Annotated in this window: 15 protein-coding genes; 9 read left to right on the forward strand and 6 right to left on the reverse strand. The window is 65.5% G+C overall.

The genetic code is table 11. The annotated features are described in order from the left end of the window. The first annotated feature begins 10 nt into the window (after positions 1 to 10). The 6 genes from ACVWYQ_RS09430 (at position 11) to ACVWYQ_RS09455 (ending at position 8043) form a co-directional block, all read left to right on the forward strand. On the forward strand, positions 11 to 898 hold the full coding sequence (locus ACVWYQ_RS09430; RefSeq protein ID WP_271544763.1) for an ABC transporter permease: 888 nt from the start codon (positions 11 to 13) through the stop codon (positions 896 to 898). Between the two features lie 128 nt (positions 899 to 1026). Further along, on the forward strand, positions 1027 to 2676 hold the full coding sequence (locus tag ACVWYQ_RS09435) for an ABC transporter ATP-binding protein (protein WP_271544765.1): 1650 nt from the start codon (positions 1027 to 1029) through the stop codon (positions 2674 to 2676). 233 nt (positions 2677 to 2909) lie between these two features. Next, on the forward strand, positions 2910 to 4415 hold the full coding sequence (locus tag ACVWYQ_RS09440; protein WP_404540085.1) for a M81 family metallopeptidase: 1506 nt from the start codon (positions 2910 to 2912) through the stop codon (positions 4413 to 4415). 14 nt (positions 4416 to 4429) lie between these two features. Further along, positions 4430 to 5602: a M20 aminoacylase family protein gene (locus tag ACVWYQ_RS09445; protein ID WP_404540083.1), complete on the forward strand. Its 1173-nt coding sequence runs from the start codon at positions 4430 to 4432 to the stop codon at positions 5600 to 5602. Continuing rightward, positions 5595 to 7013: an amidase gene (locus ACVWYQ_RS09450; RefSeq protein WP_404540080.1), complete on the forward strand. Its 1419-nt coding sequence runs from the start codon at positions 5595 to 5597 to the stop codon at positions 7011 to 7013. Before ACVWYQ_RS09445 ends, ACVWYQ_RS09450 begins: the two co-directional genes overlap by 8 nt. Positions 7014 to 7152: 139 nt before the next feature. Next, complete coding sequence (locus ACVWYQ_RS09455) at positions 7153 to 8043, forward strand: crotonase/enoyl-CoA hydratase family protein (RefSeq protein WP_404540077.1); 891 nt, start codon at positions 7153 to 7155, stop codon at positions 8041 to 8043. Positions 8044 to 8147: 104 nt separating this feature from the next. On the opposite strand, the gene ACVWYQ_RS09460 is transcribed toward ACVWYQ_RS09455, so the two are convergent. The 3 genes from ACVWYQ_RS09460 to ACVWYQ_RS09470 form a co-directional block, all read right to left on the reverse strand. Continuing rightward, positions 8148 to 9125: an NADPH:quinone oxidoreductase family protein gene (locus ACVWYQ_RS09460; RefSeq protein ID WP_271544773.1), complete on the reverse strand. Its 978-nt coding sequence runs from the start codon at positions 9123 to 9125 to the stop codon at positions 8148 to 8150. After that, complete coding sequence (locus tag ACVWYQ_RS09465; RefSeq protein WP_271544775.1) at positions 9125 to 9733, reverse strand: 2-hydroxychromene-2-carboxylate isomerase; 609 nt, start codon at positions 9731 to 9733, stop codon at positions 9125 to 9127. Before ACVWYQ_RS09465 ends, ACVWYQ_RS09460 begins: the two co-directional genes overlap by 1 nt. Before the next feature lie 126 nt (positions 9734 to 9859). Next, the gene (locus ACVWYQ_RS09470) at positions 9860 to 10561 is read right to left on the reverse strand and encodes a glutathione S-transferase N-terminal domain-containing protein (RefSeq protein WP_271544777.1); all 702 of its coding nucleotides are present in this window, start codon (positions 10559 to 10561) and stop codon (positions 9860 to 9862) included. A gap of 118 nt (positions 10562 to 10679) precedes the next feature. On the opposite strand from ACVWYQ_RS09470, the gene ACVWYQ_RS09475 reads away from it, so the two are divergent. Further along, on the forward strand, positions 10680 to 11702 hold the full coding sequence (locus ACVWYQ_RS09475; protein ID WP_404540072.1) for a methionine synthase: 1023 nt from the start codon (positions 10680 to 10682) through the stop codon (positions 11700 to 11702). Between the two features lie 18 nt (positions 11703 to 11720). Here ACVWYQ_RS09475 and ACVWYQ_RS09480 read toward each other — a convergent pair whose 3' ends face one another. Genes ACVWYQ_RS09480 through ACVWYQ_RS09490 form a run of 3 tightly spaced genes read right to left on the reverse strand, consistent with a single transcriptional unit; the run spans position 11721 to position 13708 of the window. Next, positions 11721 to 12383: a hypothetical protein gene (locus ACVWYQ_RS09480; RefSeq protein ID WP_271544781.1), complete on the reverse strand. Its 663-nt coding sequence runs from the start codon at positions 12381 to 12383 to the stop codon at positions 11721 to 11723. Positions 12384 to 12406: 23 nt separating this feature from the next. Next, positions 12407 to 12934 (reverse strand): xanthine phosphoribosyltransferase, encoded by a 528-nt coding sequence (gene gpt / locus ACVWYQ_RS09485; RefSeq protein WP_404540069.1) that lies wholly within the window; start codon positions 12932 to 12934, stop codon positions 12407 to 12409. 36 nt (positions 12935 to 12970) lie between these two features. After that, entirely contained in the window at positions 12971 to 13708 is a 738-nt protein-coding gene (locus tag ACVWYQ_RS09490; RefSeq protein WP_271544785.1) for a competence/damage-inducible protein A, read from the reverse strand. Between the two features lie 278 nt (positions 13709 to 13986). Here ACVWYQ_RS09490 and ACVWYQ_RS09495 point away from each other — a divergent pair, with 278 nt between their 5' ends. Then, entirely contained in the window at positions 13987 to 15405 is a 1419-nt protein-coding gene (locus ACVWYQ_RS09495; protein ID WP_036015353.1) for a circularly permuted type 2 ATP-grasp protein, read from the forward strand. A 4-nt stretch (positions 15406 to 15409) separates the two neighbouring features. Next, a complete protein-coding gene (locus ACVWYQ_RS09500) occupies positions 15410 to 16354 on the forward strand; it encodes an alpha-E domain-containing protein (RefSeq protein WP_036015356.1) in 945 nt (314 codons plus the stop codon). Positions 16355 to 16426 lie beyond the last annotated feature (72 nt).

Consider the following 16426-nt stretch of genomic DNA (forward strand, 5'->3'; position numbering starts at 1 on the left):
CAAGAACAAAATGTCGGTCGATACCCTTCCCCAGTCCTCCATTCCGATCACGTCGCCGCTGCGGCCGCGATTCGGATTCCTCACCTCGACCCCGATCATCGCCACCGCGACGTGCCTGCTCGCGCTGATCGTGGTGGTCTCGATCCTCGCGCCGCTGATCGCGCCGCATGATCCGGTCCAGCTCGCCCCGTCGCAGCGGCTCAAGCCGTCCTCCGCACAGTTCCTGCTCGGCACCGACGCCTACGGCCGCGACGTGTTGTCGCGCGTGATCTATGGCGGCCGCATTTCGCTCCTGATCGGCATCGGCGCGGCGATCCTGTCGATCGCCATCGGGCTCGCGATCGGCCTCGTCTCCGGCTTCTTCAAGCTGGTCGATTCCATCATGATGCGCGTCATGGACGGCCTGATGGCGATGCCGAGCATCCTGCTCGCGATCGCCGTGGTGTCGTTGTCAGGCGCCAGCCTCTGGACCGTGCTGATCGCGATCACGATCCCCGAGATTCCGCGCGTTGCACGCCTGGTCCGCTCGGTCGTGCTGTCGGCCCGCGAGGAGCCTTACGTCGAGGCCGCGATCTCGGTCGGCTCGAGCCTGCCGAAGATCATGTGGCGCCACCTGATGCCGAACACGATCGCACCGTTGATCGTCCAGGGCACCTATATCTGCGCCAGCGCAATCCTGACCGAAGCGATCCTGTCCTTCCTCGGCGCCGGCATCTCGCCGGAGACGCCGACCTGGGGCAACATCATGGCCGAGGGCCGCCAGTACTTCCAGATCAAGCCGTCGCTGATCTTCTGGCCGGGCCTGCTGCTCTCCATCGCCATCCTCAGCATCAACCTGATCGGCGACGCCGCCCGCGACGCCCTCGATCCGCGCATGAAGCAGCGGGAGGGGAAGTGACTTGTCTCGCCGGCCCATCCCCTTGTTCCGTCATTGCGAGCGAAGCGAAGCAATCCAGTCTGCATCTGCGGAGAGATTTCTGGATTGCTTCGTCGCTTCGCTCCTCGCAATGACGACGGAGTGACCTGATGACCAACACCATCCTCGACATCAACAATCTCGTCGTCTCCATCGGCAAGCAGCCGAAAGGCGCCAACATCATCGACGGCATCTCGATCCAGGTGCGCGAGCGCGAGACGCTGTGCCTCGTCGGCGAGAGCGGCTCGGGCAAGTCGGTGACCTCGCTCACCACCATGGGCCTGTTGCCGAAGGGCACGCTGGTGCCGACCGGCGGCAGCGTGAAGCTGGTCGGCGAGGAGCTGCTCACCGCCACCGACCGCCGCCTGCGCCAGCTGCGCGCGACCAAGATGGCGATGATCTTCCAGGAGCCGATGACCGCGCTCAATCCGGTGGTGCCGGTCGGCCGCCAGATCGACGAGGTGCTCCGCGCCCACACCAGCCTCGACGCGAGGGCTCGCAAGCAGCGCATCCTCGACATGATGGAGCAGGTGCGCCTGCCCCAGGTCGAGCGCATCTTCGCCTCCTACCCCCACCGCCTCTCCGGAGGCCAGCGCCAGCGCATCATGATCGCGATGGCGCTGGTGCTGGAGCCGAAGCTCCTCATTGCCGACGAGCCGACCACCGCGCTCGACGTCACCACACAGAAGCAGATCCTGACCCTGATCCGCGACCTCCAGCGCGATCACGGCACGGCGGTGCTGTTCATCACCCATGACATGGGCGTGGTGGCCGAGATTGCCGATCGCGTCGCGGTGATGCGGCAGGGCCGCCTGGTCGAGACCGGCCCGCTCGAGACCGTGCTGCGCAATCCGACCATGGAATACACCCGCAACCTGCTCTCCTCGGTGCCGAGCCTGGTGCCGCGCCCGCCGCGCGAGGAAACCCGCGAGCCAGTGGTGCTGGAGGCCAACGAGCTCGGCAAGGTCTACAAGGAGCGCTCCTTCTTCGGCAAAGGCCGCGAGGTCGTCGCTGCCGACAAGGTCACGCTCACCCTGCGCAAGGGCCGCACGCTCGGCATCGTCGGCGAAAGCGGCTCGGGCAAGTCGACGGTTGCGCGCTGCATCGTGCGCCTGATCGATCCGACCTCCGGCGGCGTGCGCCTCGCCGGCCGCGAGATCGCCGACATCTCGCGTCGCTTGCTGCAGCCGCACCGGCAGAAGATCCAGATCGTGTTCCAGGATCCCTATCGTTCGCTCAATCCGCGCATCACCGTCGGCGAGAGCATCGCCGAAGGCCCGGTCAATTACGGCGTGGCGCACGCCGACGCGATGAAGCGGGCGCGCGAGCTGCTCGAGCTGGTCGGCCTGCCCGCCGACGCCGTGACGCGCTATCCGCACCAATTCTCCGGCGGCCAGCGCCAGCGCATCGCGATCGCCCGGGCGCTCGCGCTCGATCCGGACGTGCTGGTCGCGGACGAAGCGGTCTCCGCGCTGGACGTCTCGGTGCAGGCGCAGGTGCTGGAGCTGCTCGACGAGATCCAGAAGCGGCTCGGCATCGCCATCCTGTTCATCACCCACGATTTGCGCGTCGCAGCCCAGATCTGCGACGAGGTCGTGGTGATGCAGCACGGCCGCGTCGTCGAACAGGGACCCGCCGCCGAAGTACTGACGCATCCGAAGGAGGCCTACACCAAGGCGCTGCTGGATGCGGCGCCCGGGCGGGGTTGGGATTTTGCGAACTTCCGGCCGGTGGCGGAAGGCGTGGGGGCGACGGCTTAACTCTCTCCGCCGTCATTCCGGGGCATCGCGAAGCGATGAGCCCGGAATCCATCAGGCTGCGAACTCTGTCGCACGATGGTTTCCGGGCTCGCGCTACGCGCGCCCCGGAATGACGGCGGAGCAGCATTCCCAAAACGATCTGACCCTATGCGTGGCACGATTGCTTCCTGCCTTGCTCTCTTCGCAAGGCCAAGGCTAACGTCGCGCACTTTCCAACGCTGGACCTGAACTGAATGACACGCATCGCCGTCGGCGGCTTCCTGCACGAGACCAACACCTTCGCTCCGACCAAGGCGACCTTCGCCGACTTCCAGCACGGCGGCGGCTGGCCGGCGATGACCAGAGGTAGCGACGTCTTGAAGGTGATGCGGCGCATCAATGTCGGCCTCGCCGGTTTCGTCGACAGTGCCGAGGCGAACGGCTGGGAACTCGTTCCGACCATCGCCTGCGGCGCGAGCCCGTCCGCTCACGTCACCAAGGACGCCTTCGAGCGCATCGTGAAGGTGATGGTCGACGGCATCGCAGCCGCCGGGCCGATCGATGCGGTCTATCTCGACCTGCACGGCGCCATGGTGACCGAGCATCTCGACGACGGCGAAGGCGAAATCCTCGCGCGCGTGCGCCGCGTCATCGGCAAGGATGTTCCGCTGGTCACCAGCCTCGATCTCCATGCCAACGTCACGCCCGAGATGATGGAGCATGCCGACGCGCTGATCGCCTACCGAACCTATCCGCATGTCGACATGGCCGAGACCGGCCGCGCCTGCGCGCGTCATCTCGCGCTGCTGCTGCAGACGAAGCAGCGCTTCGCAAAGGCCTTCCGGCAATTGCCGTTCCTGATCCCGATCAGCTGGCAATGCACCAACGACCAGCCCACGAAGAGCATCTACGAAAAGCTCGCCGCGCTGGAGGGCGATGCCGTTCCCACCCTCTCTTTCGCGCCGGGCTTCCCCGCCGCCGATTTCCGCGACTGCGGCCCGAGCGTGTTCGCCTATGGCAAGACGCAAGACGACGCCGATCGTGCGGCCGACGCGCTTCTGACGCTGATCGAAAGCCACGAGAACGATTTCGACGGCAAGATCTGGACGCCCGACGATGGCGTGCGCCACGCCATGGAACTTGCCAAGAGCGCGCGCAAGCCGATCATCATCGCCGACACCCAGGACAATCCGGGCGCCGGCGGCGATTCCGACACCACGGGCATGCTGCGCGCGCTGGTGCGCAACAAGGCGAGTGCCGCAACCGGCGCGATCTACGATCCGGAATCGGCCAGGGCCGCGCACGCAGCCGGCGTCGGCGCCACCGTGACGCTGTCGCTCGGTGGCAAGTCCGGCATCCCCGGCGACGAGCCCTATCGCGAGACCTTCGTGGTCGAGCAGCTCTCGGACGGCCGCTTCATCGCGCCCGGTCCCTATTACGGCGGCCGCGAGATGGAGATGGGCCCGTCCGCAGCCCTGCGCATCGGCGATGTCCGCATCGTCGTCTCCTCGCACAAGGCTCAGCTCGCCGACCAGGCGATGTACCGCTATGTCGGCATCGAGCCGACCGAACAGAAGATTCTGGTCAACAAGAGCTCGGTGCATTTCCGCGCCGATTTCGAGCCGATCGCGGAAAAGCTGATGATCTGTGCCGCCCCCGGTGCGATGCCGGCCGACACCGCTTCGCTGCCCTGGACGCGCCTGCGCCCGGGCATCCGCATCAAGCCGAACGGCCCCGTATTCACGCCTCCCTCACGCTAACCGGACAGGACCACATGCCCACGATCGATCGCATCGACGGCTACGCCGACGAGCTCACCGCAATCAGACGCGACCTCCACGCCCATCCCGAGATCGGCTTCGAGGAAGTGCGCACCTCCGGCATCGTCGCCGACAAGCTGAAGAGCTGGGGCATCGAGGTGCATCGCGGCCTCGGCGGCACCGGCGTGATCGGCGTCATCAAGGGCAAGGGCACGGGCAGCAAGCGCATCGGGCTTCGCGCCGACATGGACGCGCTCCCGATGGAAGAGAACACCAATCTGAAGTGGAGCTCGAAGATCCCCGGCCGCTTCCACGGCTGCGGCCATGACGGCCACACCACCATGCTGCTCGGCACCGCGCGGTATCTCGCCGAGACCCGGAACTTCGACGGCACGGTACATCTGATCTTCCAGCCGGCCGAGGAAGGCCTCGGCGGCGCCCGCGCCATGATCAAGGACGGGTTGTTCGAGAAATTTCCCTGCGACGAGCTCTACGGCCTGCACAACGCGCCCGACCTCAACCATGGCGAGATCGCGATCCTTCCGGGCCCGGCCATGGCCAGTGCCGACTTCTTCGACCTGCGCATCACCGGCTACGGCGCGCATGGTGCGATGCCCGAGCGCTCCAAGGATGCGGTGGTCATCGCAACGACGCTGGCGCAGGCGATCCAGACCATCGTCAGCCGCAACGTCGACCCGCTGCAGGCCGCGGTGATCTCGATCACCCAGATCCATGCCGGCTCCGCCTACAACGTCATTCCGGGCGATGCGCATCTGTGCGGCACCATCCGCACTTTCTCGAACGAAGTCCGCGCCCTGATCGCCGAGCGCATCCGCACCATCTGCGCCGGCATCGCAAGCGCCTATAGTTGCGTGATCGACGTCGACATCCGCGACACGTTCGGCGTTCTGGTCAACCAGGTCGAGCAGTCCAAGGTGGTCGAGGAGGTCGCGCGCACGATCGTCGATCCCGCCAACGTGATCACCCGCATCCAGCCGAAGATGGGCAGCGAGGATTTCGCCGACATGCTGGAGACGATTCCCGGCGCTTACTTCTGGGTCGGCCATGACGGCTCGGTGCCCGTGCACAATCCCGGCTTCGTGCTCGACGACAAGATCCTGCCGATCGGCGCCAGCATGTTCGCCCGCATCGTCGAGACGCGCATGCCGGTGGGTGGCAATGCATAAGCGCGTCGAGGAAGCGGTCACCTCGCTGCACGATCTTTCCGCGGTCGACCTGATCGCGGGTTATCGCGCCAAGCAATTCTCGCCGAGCGAGGTGCTGGAGGACGTGCTCGCGCATGTCGCGGCGTGGGAACCGCATCTGAAGGCGCTCTATGCGTTCGACCCCGATGGCGCGCGCGAGGCCGCAAAGGCCTCGACCGCGCGCTGGACCGGCGGCGAGCCCTCCGGGCCGCTCGACGGCGTGCCCGTGACGGTGAAGGACAACATCGCGACCAAGGGCGTACCGGTGCCGTTGGGGGCCGCCAGCGTCAAGCTCGTGCCGGCCGAGAAGGACGCACCGCCCGCCGCGCGGCTGCGTGAGGCCGGCAGCATCATCTTCGCCAAGACCACCATGCCCGATTACGGCATGCTGTCCTCCGGGCTCTCCTCGTTCCACGCGCTCGCGCGCAACCCGTGGGATCTCAGCAAGAACCCGGGCGGCTCCAGCGCCGGCGCTGGCGCCGCCGCCGCGGCTGGCTACGGTCCCCTGCATCTCGGCACCGATATCGGCGGCTCGGTCCGCCTGCCCGCCGGCTGGTGCGGCCTCGTCGGCCTGAAGCCGAGTTTTGGCCGCGTGCCGATCGACCCCACCTATGTCGGCCGTGTCGCAGGCCCGATGACCCGCACGGTCGACGATTGCGCGCTGATGATGAGCGCGATCGCAAAGCCCGACCGGCGCGACGGCATGAGCCTGCCGGCCGAGCTGCTGAACTGGAAGGGGCTGGAGAAATCTCCGCGCAAGCTGCGCATCGGGTTGATGCTCGATCCCGGCTGCGGCCTGGCGCTGGAGAAGCCGGTGCGCGAGGTCGCAGTGAAGGCCGCGAAGGCGTTCGAGTCCGCAGGCAGCGTCATCACCGAGGTCGAGGGCATCCTCACGCGCGAGATGCTCGACGGCCTCGACAATTTCTGGCGCGCGCGGATGTGGGACGATCTGTCCAAGCTGACGCCGGCCGAGCAGGCCAAGGTGCTGCCCTATATCTTCAAGTGGGGCGAGTCCGGGGCCAAGCTCTCGGGCGTCGACGTCATCCGCGGCTTCAACCAGACCATGGCGATCCGCGCGGCTGCGGCAAAGCTCTTTTGCGAGCTCGACTATGTGATCTCGCCGACCGCGCCGAACGTGAACTATCCGGCGGAATGGGCTTCGCCCACCAACGATCCGATGAAGCCGTTCGAGCATATCGCCTATACCGTGCCGTGGAATATGTCGGAGAACCCGGCGATCTCCCTCAACGGCGGCTTCGACGCCAAAGGTTTTCCCATCGGCGTGCAGATCGCCGGCCGCCGCTTCGACGACATCGGCGTGCTCGGCATGGCCAAGACCTTCGAAGGTCTGCGCGGCCCGCAGCGGCCCTGGCCGAAGCCGCCGGCAACGTAGCGGCGCGCATCTAGCGTCTCAGCACAACTCGTCATGCGCGGGCTCGCCCCGCGCATCCATCCTCTTCAAAAAGATGGATTGCCGGGTCAAGCCCGGCAATGACAGAATTGATTCAAGAATGACAGGGAAGGAAACCACCATGGCGTATGAGACGATCAAGTACGAGGTCGCCGATCAGATCCTCACCATCACGCTGAACCGGCCCGACAAGCTCAACGCCTTCAACGCGCAGATGCAAGCCGAGCTGATCGACGCGTTCGACGCCGCCGACAAGGACGACGATGTCCGCGCCATCATCGTCACCGGCGCCGGCCGCGGTTTTTGCGCGGGCGCCGATTTGTCCTCCGGCGCCGACACGTTCGACCGGGACGCGCGGCGCGGGCCGGTGAAGCGCCTCGCTGACGGCAAGGTTGATTATAGCGACCCGCAGGTGCGTGACGGCGGCGGCCAGGTGACGTTGCGCATCTTCAAATGCCTCAAGCCCGTGATCGCGGCGGTGAACGGCCCGGCCGTCGGCATCGGCGTCACCATGCAGCTTGCGATGGATATCCGCATCGCCTCGGAGGCTGCGCGGTTCGGCTTCGTGTTCTCCCAGCGTGGCATCGTGCCCGAGGCGGCCTCGAGCTGGTTCCTGCCGCGCATCGTCGGCATCTCGCAGGCGCTGGAATGGTGCTATTCGGGCCGTGTCTTCCCGGCGCAGGAAGCGCTTGCGGGCCGCCTCGTCAGCAAGGTCGTGGCCCCCGATGATCTGCTGCCGACCGCCCGCGCGCTCGCCAAGGAGTTTGCAGCAAAGACCGCGCCGGTGTCGGTCGCGCTGATCCGCCAGATGATGTGGCGCATGATGGGCGCCGACGATCCCATGGAAGCCCACAAGGTCGACAGCCGCGGCATCTATGCCCGCGGCCGCTCCGACGACGTCAAGGAAGGCGTGGTTTCGTTCCTGGAGAAGCGTCCCGCGCAGTTCAAGAACAAGGTGTCGACCGATATGCCGGATTATTTCCCGTGGTGGACGGAGCGAGAGTATAAATAGCGCTCTCGTAGGGTGGGCAAAGCGAAGCGTGCCCACGCATTTTTTGCAATCGGGAGAGATGGTGGGCACGGCGCAAGGGCGCCTTTGCCCACCCTACGGCACCGTCATTCCATCACCAGCGCGACCCGCCCGATAGCCTTGCGGTCGATTAGCAGCCGCATCGCCTTCGCGTAGTCTTCCAGCGGCAGGCGGTGCGAGACGTTGGGGCGCAGCTTGCCCTCCTCCGCCCATTGCAAAAGCGCCTTCAGGCGGACCTCGCCGAGCGCAGGATTCTTGCGCACCGCTTCGCCGGCGCGTACGCCGAGCACGCTGGCGCCCTTGATGAGCAAGAGATTGGTCTTGGCCGAGCCGATGCCGCCGGTGAAGCCGATCACCAAGAGCCGCGCGCCCCAGGCGATGCAGCGCATCGAATCTTCGAAGACCTGGCCACCGACGGGGTCGAACACGACGTCGGCGCCGCGGCCGTCGGTGATGCGCTTGACGGCATCGCGGAACGGCTCGCGGTCGTAGCGGATGAGATGATCGGCGCCGCGCGATTTCGCGATTCCGAGCTTCTCGTCGCTGGAGGCGGTCGCGATCACGGTCGCGCCCAGCATCTTGCCGATCTCGACGGCGGCAAGGCCGACGCCACCGCCGGCGCCGTGGACCAGCAGCACCTCGCCGGGCGCGACCCGGCCGCGATCGATCAACGCATGATAGGCCGTGCCGTGGCCTGCGAGATAGGTGGCAGCCTCCGCATAGTCGAAGGTGGACGGCATGGGAGTGAGCTGCGACGGCGTGACCACCGCTTCATCCGTGAAGGCACCAAAGCGCATCTTCACGATGACCTTGTCGCCGACGGCAACGCCGCTTGCCTCCGACCCCACCTCGATGACGTCGCCGGCCGCTTCCATGCCCGGCGTGAACGGCAGCTCCGGCTTGAGCTGGTATTCGCCGGCGGCCATCAGCACGTCGGGGAAGTTCAGCCCGGCGGCGCGGATGGCGACGCGCACTTCGCCCGGCTTGAGCGCGCGGGGCGGAAACTCCTCCAGCAGCAAACGCTCGGGCGCGCCGAGCTCGCGGCAGACGACGGCGCGCACCATCAGGCCGCGCTCGCCTTGCTGCGCTGAAGCGCTTCGCGGATCAGCGGCAGGCGGTCATTGCCGAAATACATGTCGGTCTTGTTCACGAAAATCGTCGGCGAGCCGAAGCCGCCGCGCGCGACGACCTCCTCGGTATTGGCCTTGAGCTGGTCCTTGATGCCCTGCTCGGCAATGCCGGCGAAGAACTTCTGTTCGTCGATGCCGACCTTTCTGCAGATCTCCGCAAGCACCGCGTCCTGCGAGATGTCCTTGTCCTCGCCCCAATAGGCCTCGAACACTGATGTCGCGAACGGCACCATGTCCTGACCGAGCCACAGGCAGCCGCGCATCGCCTTCACGCTGTTCACCGGAAACACCGTCGGCGGCATCTTGATGGCAAGGCCCGCCGAGCGCGCCCAGTCGGCGAGGTCCTTCTTCATGTAGCGCGCCTTCAGCGGCACCGGCTTCTCGCGCTGCGCGTAGACGCTCGGATTGACCGAATTGAAGATGCCGCCGACCAGGATCGGACGCCAAGTTATCTCGGCGCCCAGTTCCTTGGCGAGCGGCTGGATGTTGTGGAAGGCGAGATAGGTCCAGGGGCTGGAGCAGTCGAAGAAGAATTCGATCATGGGGGTTCCTTTTTGCTGTCATTCCGGGGCGCGCCCCCTTTGGCGCGAACCCGGAATCCATTTTGCCTCTCGGTACGCTGCCTGATGGATTCCGGGTTCGCGCTTCGCGCGCCCCGGAATGACGAGTCACTTCCTTCCCAACACTTCCTTAGCCCTTTGTCCGAACATGATCTTGCGTGATTCCTCGTCGAACGGCTCTTTCACGAATTTTCCGATCGCAAGCCCCGCCTGCACCTGCGGCCTTGCCCGGACCTCGGCATACCAGCGTTTCACATTGGGATAGTCGTCAAGCGTAAAACCCTGCGCCTTGTGGGTCATGGTCCAGGGGAAGCAGGCGATGTCGGCGATGGAATAATCGCCGGCGACATAAGCGCCGGTCCTGGCCAATTGGCGATCGAGCACGCCGTAGAGCCGCGCCGCCTCGTCGCGATAGCGCTCGATCGCGTAAGGGATCTTCTCGGCCGCATAGAGCGCGAAATGGCCGTGCTGGCCGAGCATCGGCCCAAGGCCCGCCATCTGCCACATCACCCACTGGATCGTGGTGGAGCGGCCGCGCCAATCGGCGGGCAGGAAGCGTCCGGTCTTCTCCGCGAGATAGATCAGGATCGCGCCGGTCTCGAACGCGGAGAACGGCGCGCCGCCATCTGCGGGCTCGTGATCAACGATCGCGGGAATGCGGTTGTTCGGAGAGATTTCCAGGAACTCAGGATTGAACTGCTCGCCGGCGCGGATATTCACGGGGATCACCCGATAGGGAAGCCCGAGCTCCTCCAGCATGATCGAGATTTTCCAGCCGTTCGGCGTCGGCGCGTAATAGAGGTCGATCATGGGCCTTCCCTTGCGCCGTCCCTATCGCTGCCGCCAGCCAATGACGACTTTTGTTGTTCTGTACCTCGACGTTAGGACATGGCAGGAAGGGGCGCAACAACCCGCCGGGAGGGCCGCCATGCTGTTTCCAACCACGATCGCCGGCTCCTTGCCGAAGCCGGAATGGCTCGCCGAGCCGAACATGCTCTGGGCGCCCTGGAAGTCCGAAGGCGACGAGTTGCTCCGCGCCAAGCGCGATGCGACGCTAATCTGGCTGAAGCTCCAGGAGGACGCCGGCATCGACATCGTCACCGAAGGCGAGCAGGCCCGGCAGCACTTCGTGCACGGCTTCCTGGAGAAGATCGAGGGCATCGATTTCGCCCACAAGGTCGAGATGGGCATCCGGAAAGACCGCTACAAGGCGATGGTGCCGCAGGTGGTCGCGCCGCTGCGGCTGAAGGATCGCGTCCATGCCTTCGAGGCGCGCGTCGCGCGCACGCACACCAGGAAGCAGCTGAAATTCACCCTGCCCGGCCCGATGACGATCATCGACACCATTGCCGACCGCTATTATGGCGACAGGGTCAAGATGGCCTTTGCCTTCGCCGAGCTCTTGAACGAGGAAGCCAAGGCCTTGCAGGCCGACGGCGTCGATCTCGTGCAGTTCGACGAACCCGCCTTCAACGTCTACATGGACGAGGTCAACGATTGGGGCATCAAGGCGCTCGAGCGCGCCGCACAGGGCCTCACCTGCGCCACCGCCGTGCACATCTGCTACGGCTACGGCATCAAGGCCAATACGGACTGGAAGGAGACGCTCGGCAGCCAATGGCGGCAATACGAGCAGATCTTCCCGGCCATCGACGCGAGCCCGATCCAGCAGGTCGCAATCGAGTGCCGCAATTCCAAGGTGCCGCTCGACCTGCTCGCGCTGCTGAAGAACAAGATCGTGCAGGCCGGCGTGATCGACGTCGCCAGCGATACGGTCGAGGCCGCCGAGGACGTCGTGAAGGTGATCGAGGCGGTGTCGCAATTCGTGCCGAAGAGCAACATCATCGCCACGACCAATTGCGGCATGGCGCCGATGCGGCGCGAGATCGCCGAAGCCAAGCTGATGACGCTCGGCGCCGGCGCGGCGCTGGCGCGCGAGAGGCTGGGATGATCACGAAACGTCGGCGCTTCAGCCCGACGCCGTCGGATGCAGCACGGGCCGATAGCCGGCCATGATGGCGCGCAGCGTCGAAGGCGGTGTCAACAACATCGCTTGATCGACCAGGCGTGCATGCGACGCGTAACCCGCCGGCGACCACAGCAGCGCCTGTCCCTGCCTCACCAGAAAGCTGTCTTCGCCCTGCTGCACCATTGCGCCGTCGGGCAGGTCTGCCAACGGCATCGGGAGCGGGTGCAATTGCTTGCGACCGCGATCGAGACGCTCGCGATGCAAAACGGCATCCATCGCCTTGGCGCTGATGTCGCTCGCGCCATTGCCCTTCTCCCACGCCGCGCGAAACCGCTTGGCGTCGTCGCGCCGGCAGAAGAAGCAGGGCCGGTGTCCTGCCGCGAAGGCCGTCGCCTCGTCGAGGAAGAACAGCTCGGTCCAGCTCCGCCGCGCCATCACCGGACGACGCCAGCCGCGGAATTCGCACAGGCATGTGATCCAGGCCGGCGTCGACCAGCGCTTCTTCAATAGCGTCTTCGTCGCGGGATCGTGGATGATGCCGCGATTGCCGGTGAACAGACCGCGGTGTGGGGTGGCGATGATGTCGCCGGTGGGCGTGACGCGGTTTTGCAGGGGGTGAGTGGCGAATGGCGAATGGCGAGTGGGGACGGTCTTACTCGCCATTCGCTACTCGCCATTCGCTCTGGTCACGCCGCGCCGTCGCGCAGCGGCGGGTGGTAGGACAGTGCGGTGTCCCAGGGGAAGAAGATCCAGGTATCCTGGGAGACTTCGGTGATGAAAGTGTCGACCAGCGGGCGTCCCATCGGCTTGGCGTAGACGGTGGCGAAATGCGCATCGGGCAGCATCTCGCGCACCATCCTGCCGGTCTTGCCGGTGTCGACGAGGTCGTCGACGATCAACAGGCCTTTGCCGGTGCCGCCGCCGAGCGTCATGGTCGCCTCGGAAATGCCCTTGAGCACCTGGAGCTCGCCCTGCTTGTTGTGGTCGTAGCTGGCGATGCAGACCGTATCGATGATGCGCACCCCTAACTCGCGCGCCACGATCGCGGCGGGCACCAGGCCGCCGCGGGTGATCGCAATCACCGCTTGGAACGGACCGACCTCGTTGAGCCGCCAGGTCAGCGCCCGGCAATCCCGGTGGAACTGGTCCCACGAGACGGGGAAGGCCTTGCCTGCCCGCTCCTGCGCGCTCAGTTCCGGTGCTTCACCAGCCATCGCCTGTCTCCTGCAATCTCCTCCGGCAATTCCCTGCTAGCGGTTGACGTTCAATCCCGCCAGCATTTCCTTCACCGCGGCCATTGCCGCCGCGAGCTTCTCCGGATCGCGCGAGCGCACCACCAGATTGGTGTTGGGCTTCTGCTCCTCGTCCATGAAGGGATAGCTGCCGATGATGGTGTCGGGATGGGCGGCGGCGATCTCCCGCAGCGGGCCGCCGATGTCGCCCTCGCGCGCATTGGCGCGGACCGAGTCCGACAGCATGCGCACGCCGGACTTCAGCTTGGGCGAGACGATGTCCATCATCGCCTGCATGATCGAGGGCACGCCGGCCATGACGATGACGTTGCCGATCTTGAAGCCGGGGGCGAGAATGGTCGCACTCTGGATCAGCTCGGCGCCGTCGGGGATGCGGGCCATGCGCAGCCGGGCCTCGTTGAGGTCCTGCTCGCTCCAGCGCTCGCGGAAGCGGGCGACCACTTCCGGATGATGGTCGATGCCGACGCCGAACGCCTTGGCGACGGCATCTGCGGTGATGTCGTCATGGGTCGGCCCGATACCGCCCGTGGTGAAGACGTAGGTGTAGCGATGCCGCAATGCATCCAGTGCAGCGATGATGTCGGGCTCGTCGTCGGAGACGACGCGGACCTCCTTCAGGTCGATGCCGATATTGGTCAGGTATTCGGCGATGAAGCCGATATTCTTGTCCTTGGTCCGGCCGGACAGGATTTCGTCTCCGATGACCAGAATGCCCGCCGTGACGATCTCGCTCATGCCTTAAGTCCCTCACCTGTGACGCCGACTTTGCCGAGGTAACGCGTTGAAGTCACGCGGTTTTGCTTCTGAAATAAGCAGTCTTCAGCCATTTTTTCAGGCACGCCGTCGGCCGTCGCCGGCAAATGCCCCCTCTCCATGCTTATCGCGCTGGCCCGGCCCTTGCTACCACATGAAAGTCATGCACTGTTGACGCATGGCCATAGGACGTTGCGGTCTCATCAAGGCCGACGCGACCTGGCGCATGGCGCAACGCCTGGGGAGACAAGTCGGGATCTATGGCAGTCGCGTTTGACGAAATGAACATTCCCGGCGGGGACCTCCGCCCCGCCTACCAGGAGCTGGCGCGCTGGCTCAAGGAGACGCCTCCCGAGGCGCTCGAATATCGCCGCCAGGAAGCCGAGCTGCTGTTTCGCCGGATCGGCATCACCTTCGCGGTCTACGGCGATTCCGAGTCCACCGAGCGCCTGATCCCCTTCGATGTGATTCCGCGGATCATGTCCGGCAAGGAATGGGCGCGGCTGGAGAAGGGCCTGAAGCAGCGCGTGCGCGCGCTCAACATGTTCCTGCGCGACATCTATCACGGCCGCGACATCCTCCGCGCCGACATCGTGCCCGACGATCTGATCTTCCAGAACCCGGTGTTCCGGCCCGAGATGAACGGCCAGCAGGTGCCGCACGACGTCTACGTGCACATCGCCGGCATCGACATCGTCCGGGTCGATGCCGAGGACTTCATCGTGCTGGAAGACAACGCCCGCACGCCGTCGGGCGTGTCCTACATGCTGGAAAACCGCGAGATCATGATGCGGCTGTTTCCGGATCTGTTCGCCCGCCACCGGGTGGCGCCGGTCGAGCGCTATCCGGACGAGCTGCTCGCAGCGCTCCGCTCGGTCGCGCCGCAAAGCGCCTCCGGCGAGCCGACAGTCGCCCTGCTCACCCCGGGCGTCTACAATTCGGCCTATTACGAGCACTCCTTCCTCGCCGACAAGCTCGGCATCGAGCTGGTCGAAGGCCGCGACCTCGTCGTCAAGAACAACGAAGTGTTCATGCGGACGACGGAAGGGCTGAAGCGGGTCGACGTGATCTATCGGCGCGTCGACGACGACTTCCTCGATCCCCTCACCTTCCGTCCCGATTCGGTGCTCGGCGTGCCCGGACTGATGTCGGCCTACGCGGCCGGCAACATCACGCTCGCCAACGCCGTCGGCACCGGCATCGCCGACGACAAGGCGATCTACTCCTACATGCCCGACATCGTGAAATTCTATCTCGGCGAGGAGCCGATCCTGAAGAACGTGCCGACCTGGCGCTGCCGCGAGCCGAAGGACCTCGCTTATGTGCTGGACAATCTAAGCGAGCTCGTCGTCAAGGAAGTGCACGGCTCCGGCGGCTACGGCATGCTGATCGGCCCCGCCGCGACCAAGGCGACGATCGAAGCGTTCCGCGACAAGCTCAAGCGCGAGCCGGAAGGTTTCATCGCCCAGCCGACCCTGGCGCTTTCGACCTGCCCGACCTGCACGGCGTCGGGCCTCGCTCCACGTCACGTCGATCTTCGCCCCTTCGTGCTCACGGGCAGCAAGAGCACGACCATCGTGCCGGGCGGGCTCACCCGCGTCGCGCTCAAGGAAGGCTCCCTGGTGGTGAACTCGAGCCAGGGCGGCGGCACCAAGGACACCTGGATTCTGGACGAGTAGAGAGATGCTGTCGCGTACCGCCGAAAACCTCTACTGGCTCGCCCGCTACGTCGAACGGGCCGAATATCTCGCGCGCACCATCGATGCGACGCTGCGCGTCACCGCGCTTCCCGCCGCCTATATCGGCAAGACCAATGAATGGGATTCGGCGCTGCTCACCGCCGGCGTCGCCGCGAGCTTCTATCAGGCCTATGAGGAAGCCAACGAGCACAACGTCGTCGAGTATCTCTCGTTCTCGCAGAACAACCCGTCCTCGATCCGAAACTGCATCGAAGCGGCGCGGCTGAACTCGCGCTCGGTGCGTACGGCCCTCACCAGCGAGATGTGGGACACCATCAACTCGGCCTGGATCGAGCTTCAGGCGGTGTGGAGCAAGGGCACCTCGACGCGCGAGGACCTCGCAAAATTCCTGCGCTTCGTGCAGGAGACCTCGCTGCGCTTCGACGGCTCGGCCTATCGGACCATGCTGCGCAACGACGCCTATTGGTTCTCGCGCATGGGCGTGCACCTGGAGCGCGCCGACAACACCGCGCGCATCCTCGACGTGAAGTATCACGTGCTGCTGCCCGAGGAGGAGCATGTCGGCGGGCCGCTCGACTTCTACCAGTGGAGCTCGATCCTGCGCTCGGTCTCGGCGCTGACGGCCTATCACTGGGTCTATCGCGAGACGCTGAAGCCCTGGCTGATCGCGGACCTCTTGATCCTCAACGACACGCTGCCGCGCTCGCTCGCCAGCTGCTACGGCAACCTCGTGCGCAACCTCGACCAGATCGGCGTCGCCTATGGCCGCCAGGGCCCGGCCCAGCGCCACGCCCGCGGCATCCGCAACCGGCTGGAACACAGCAACATGAACGACATTTTCCAGCATGGCGTGCATGAATTCATTCAGGAATTCATCGCGGACAATTCCAGGCTGGGCGAAATCATCACGAAGCAGTATTTGATCTAGTCGAACAGGGACCTACCTCAGCCTTCGTCATTCCGGGGCGCGCGCAGCGCGAACCCGGAATCTCGAGATTCC

This window comes from Bradyrhizobium sp. USDA 3397, assembly GCF_054060965.1.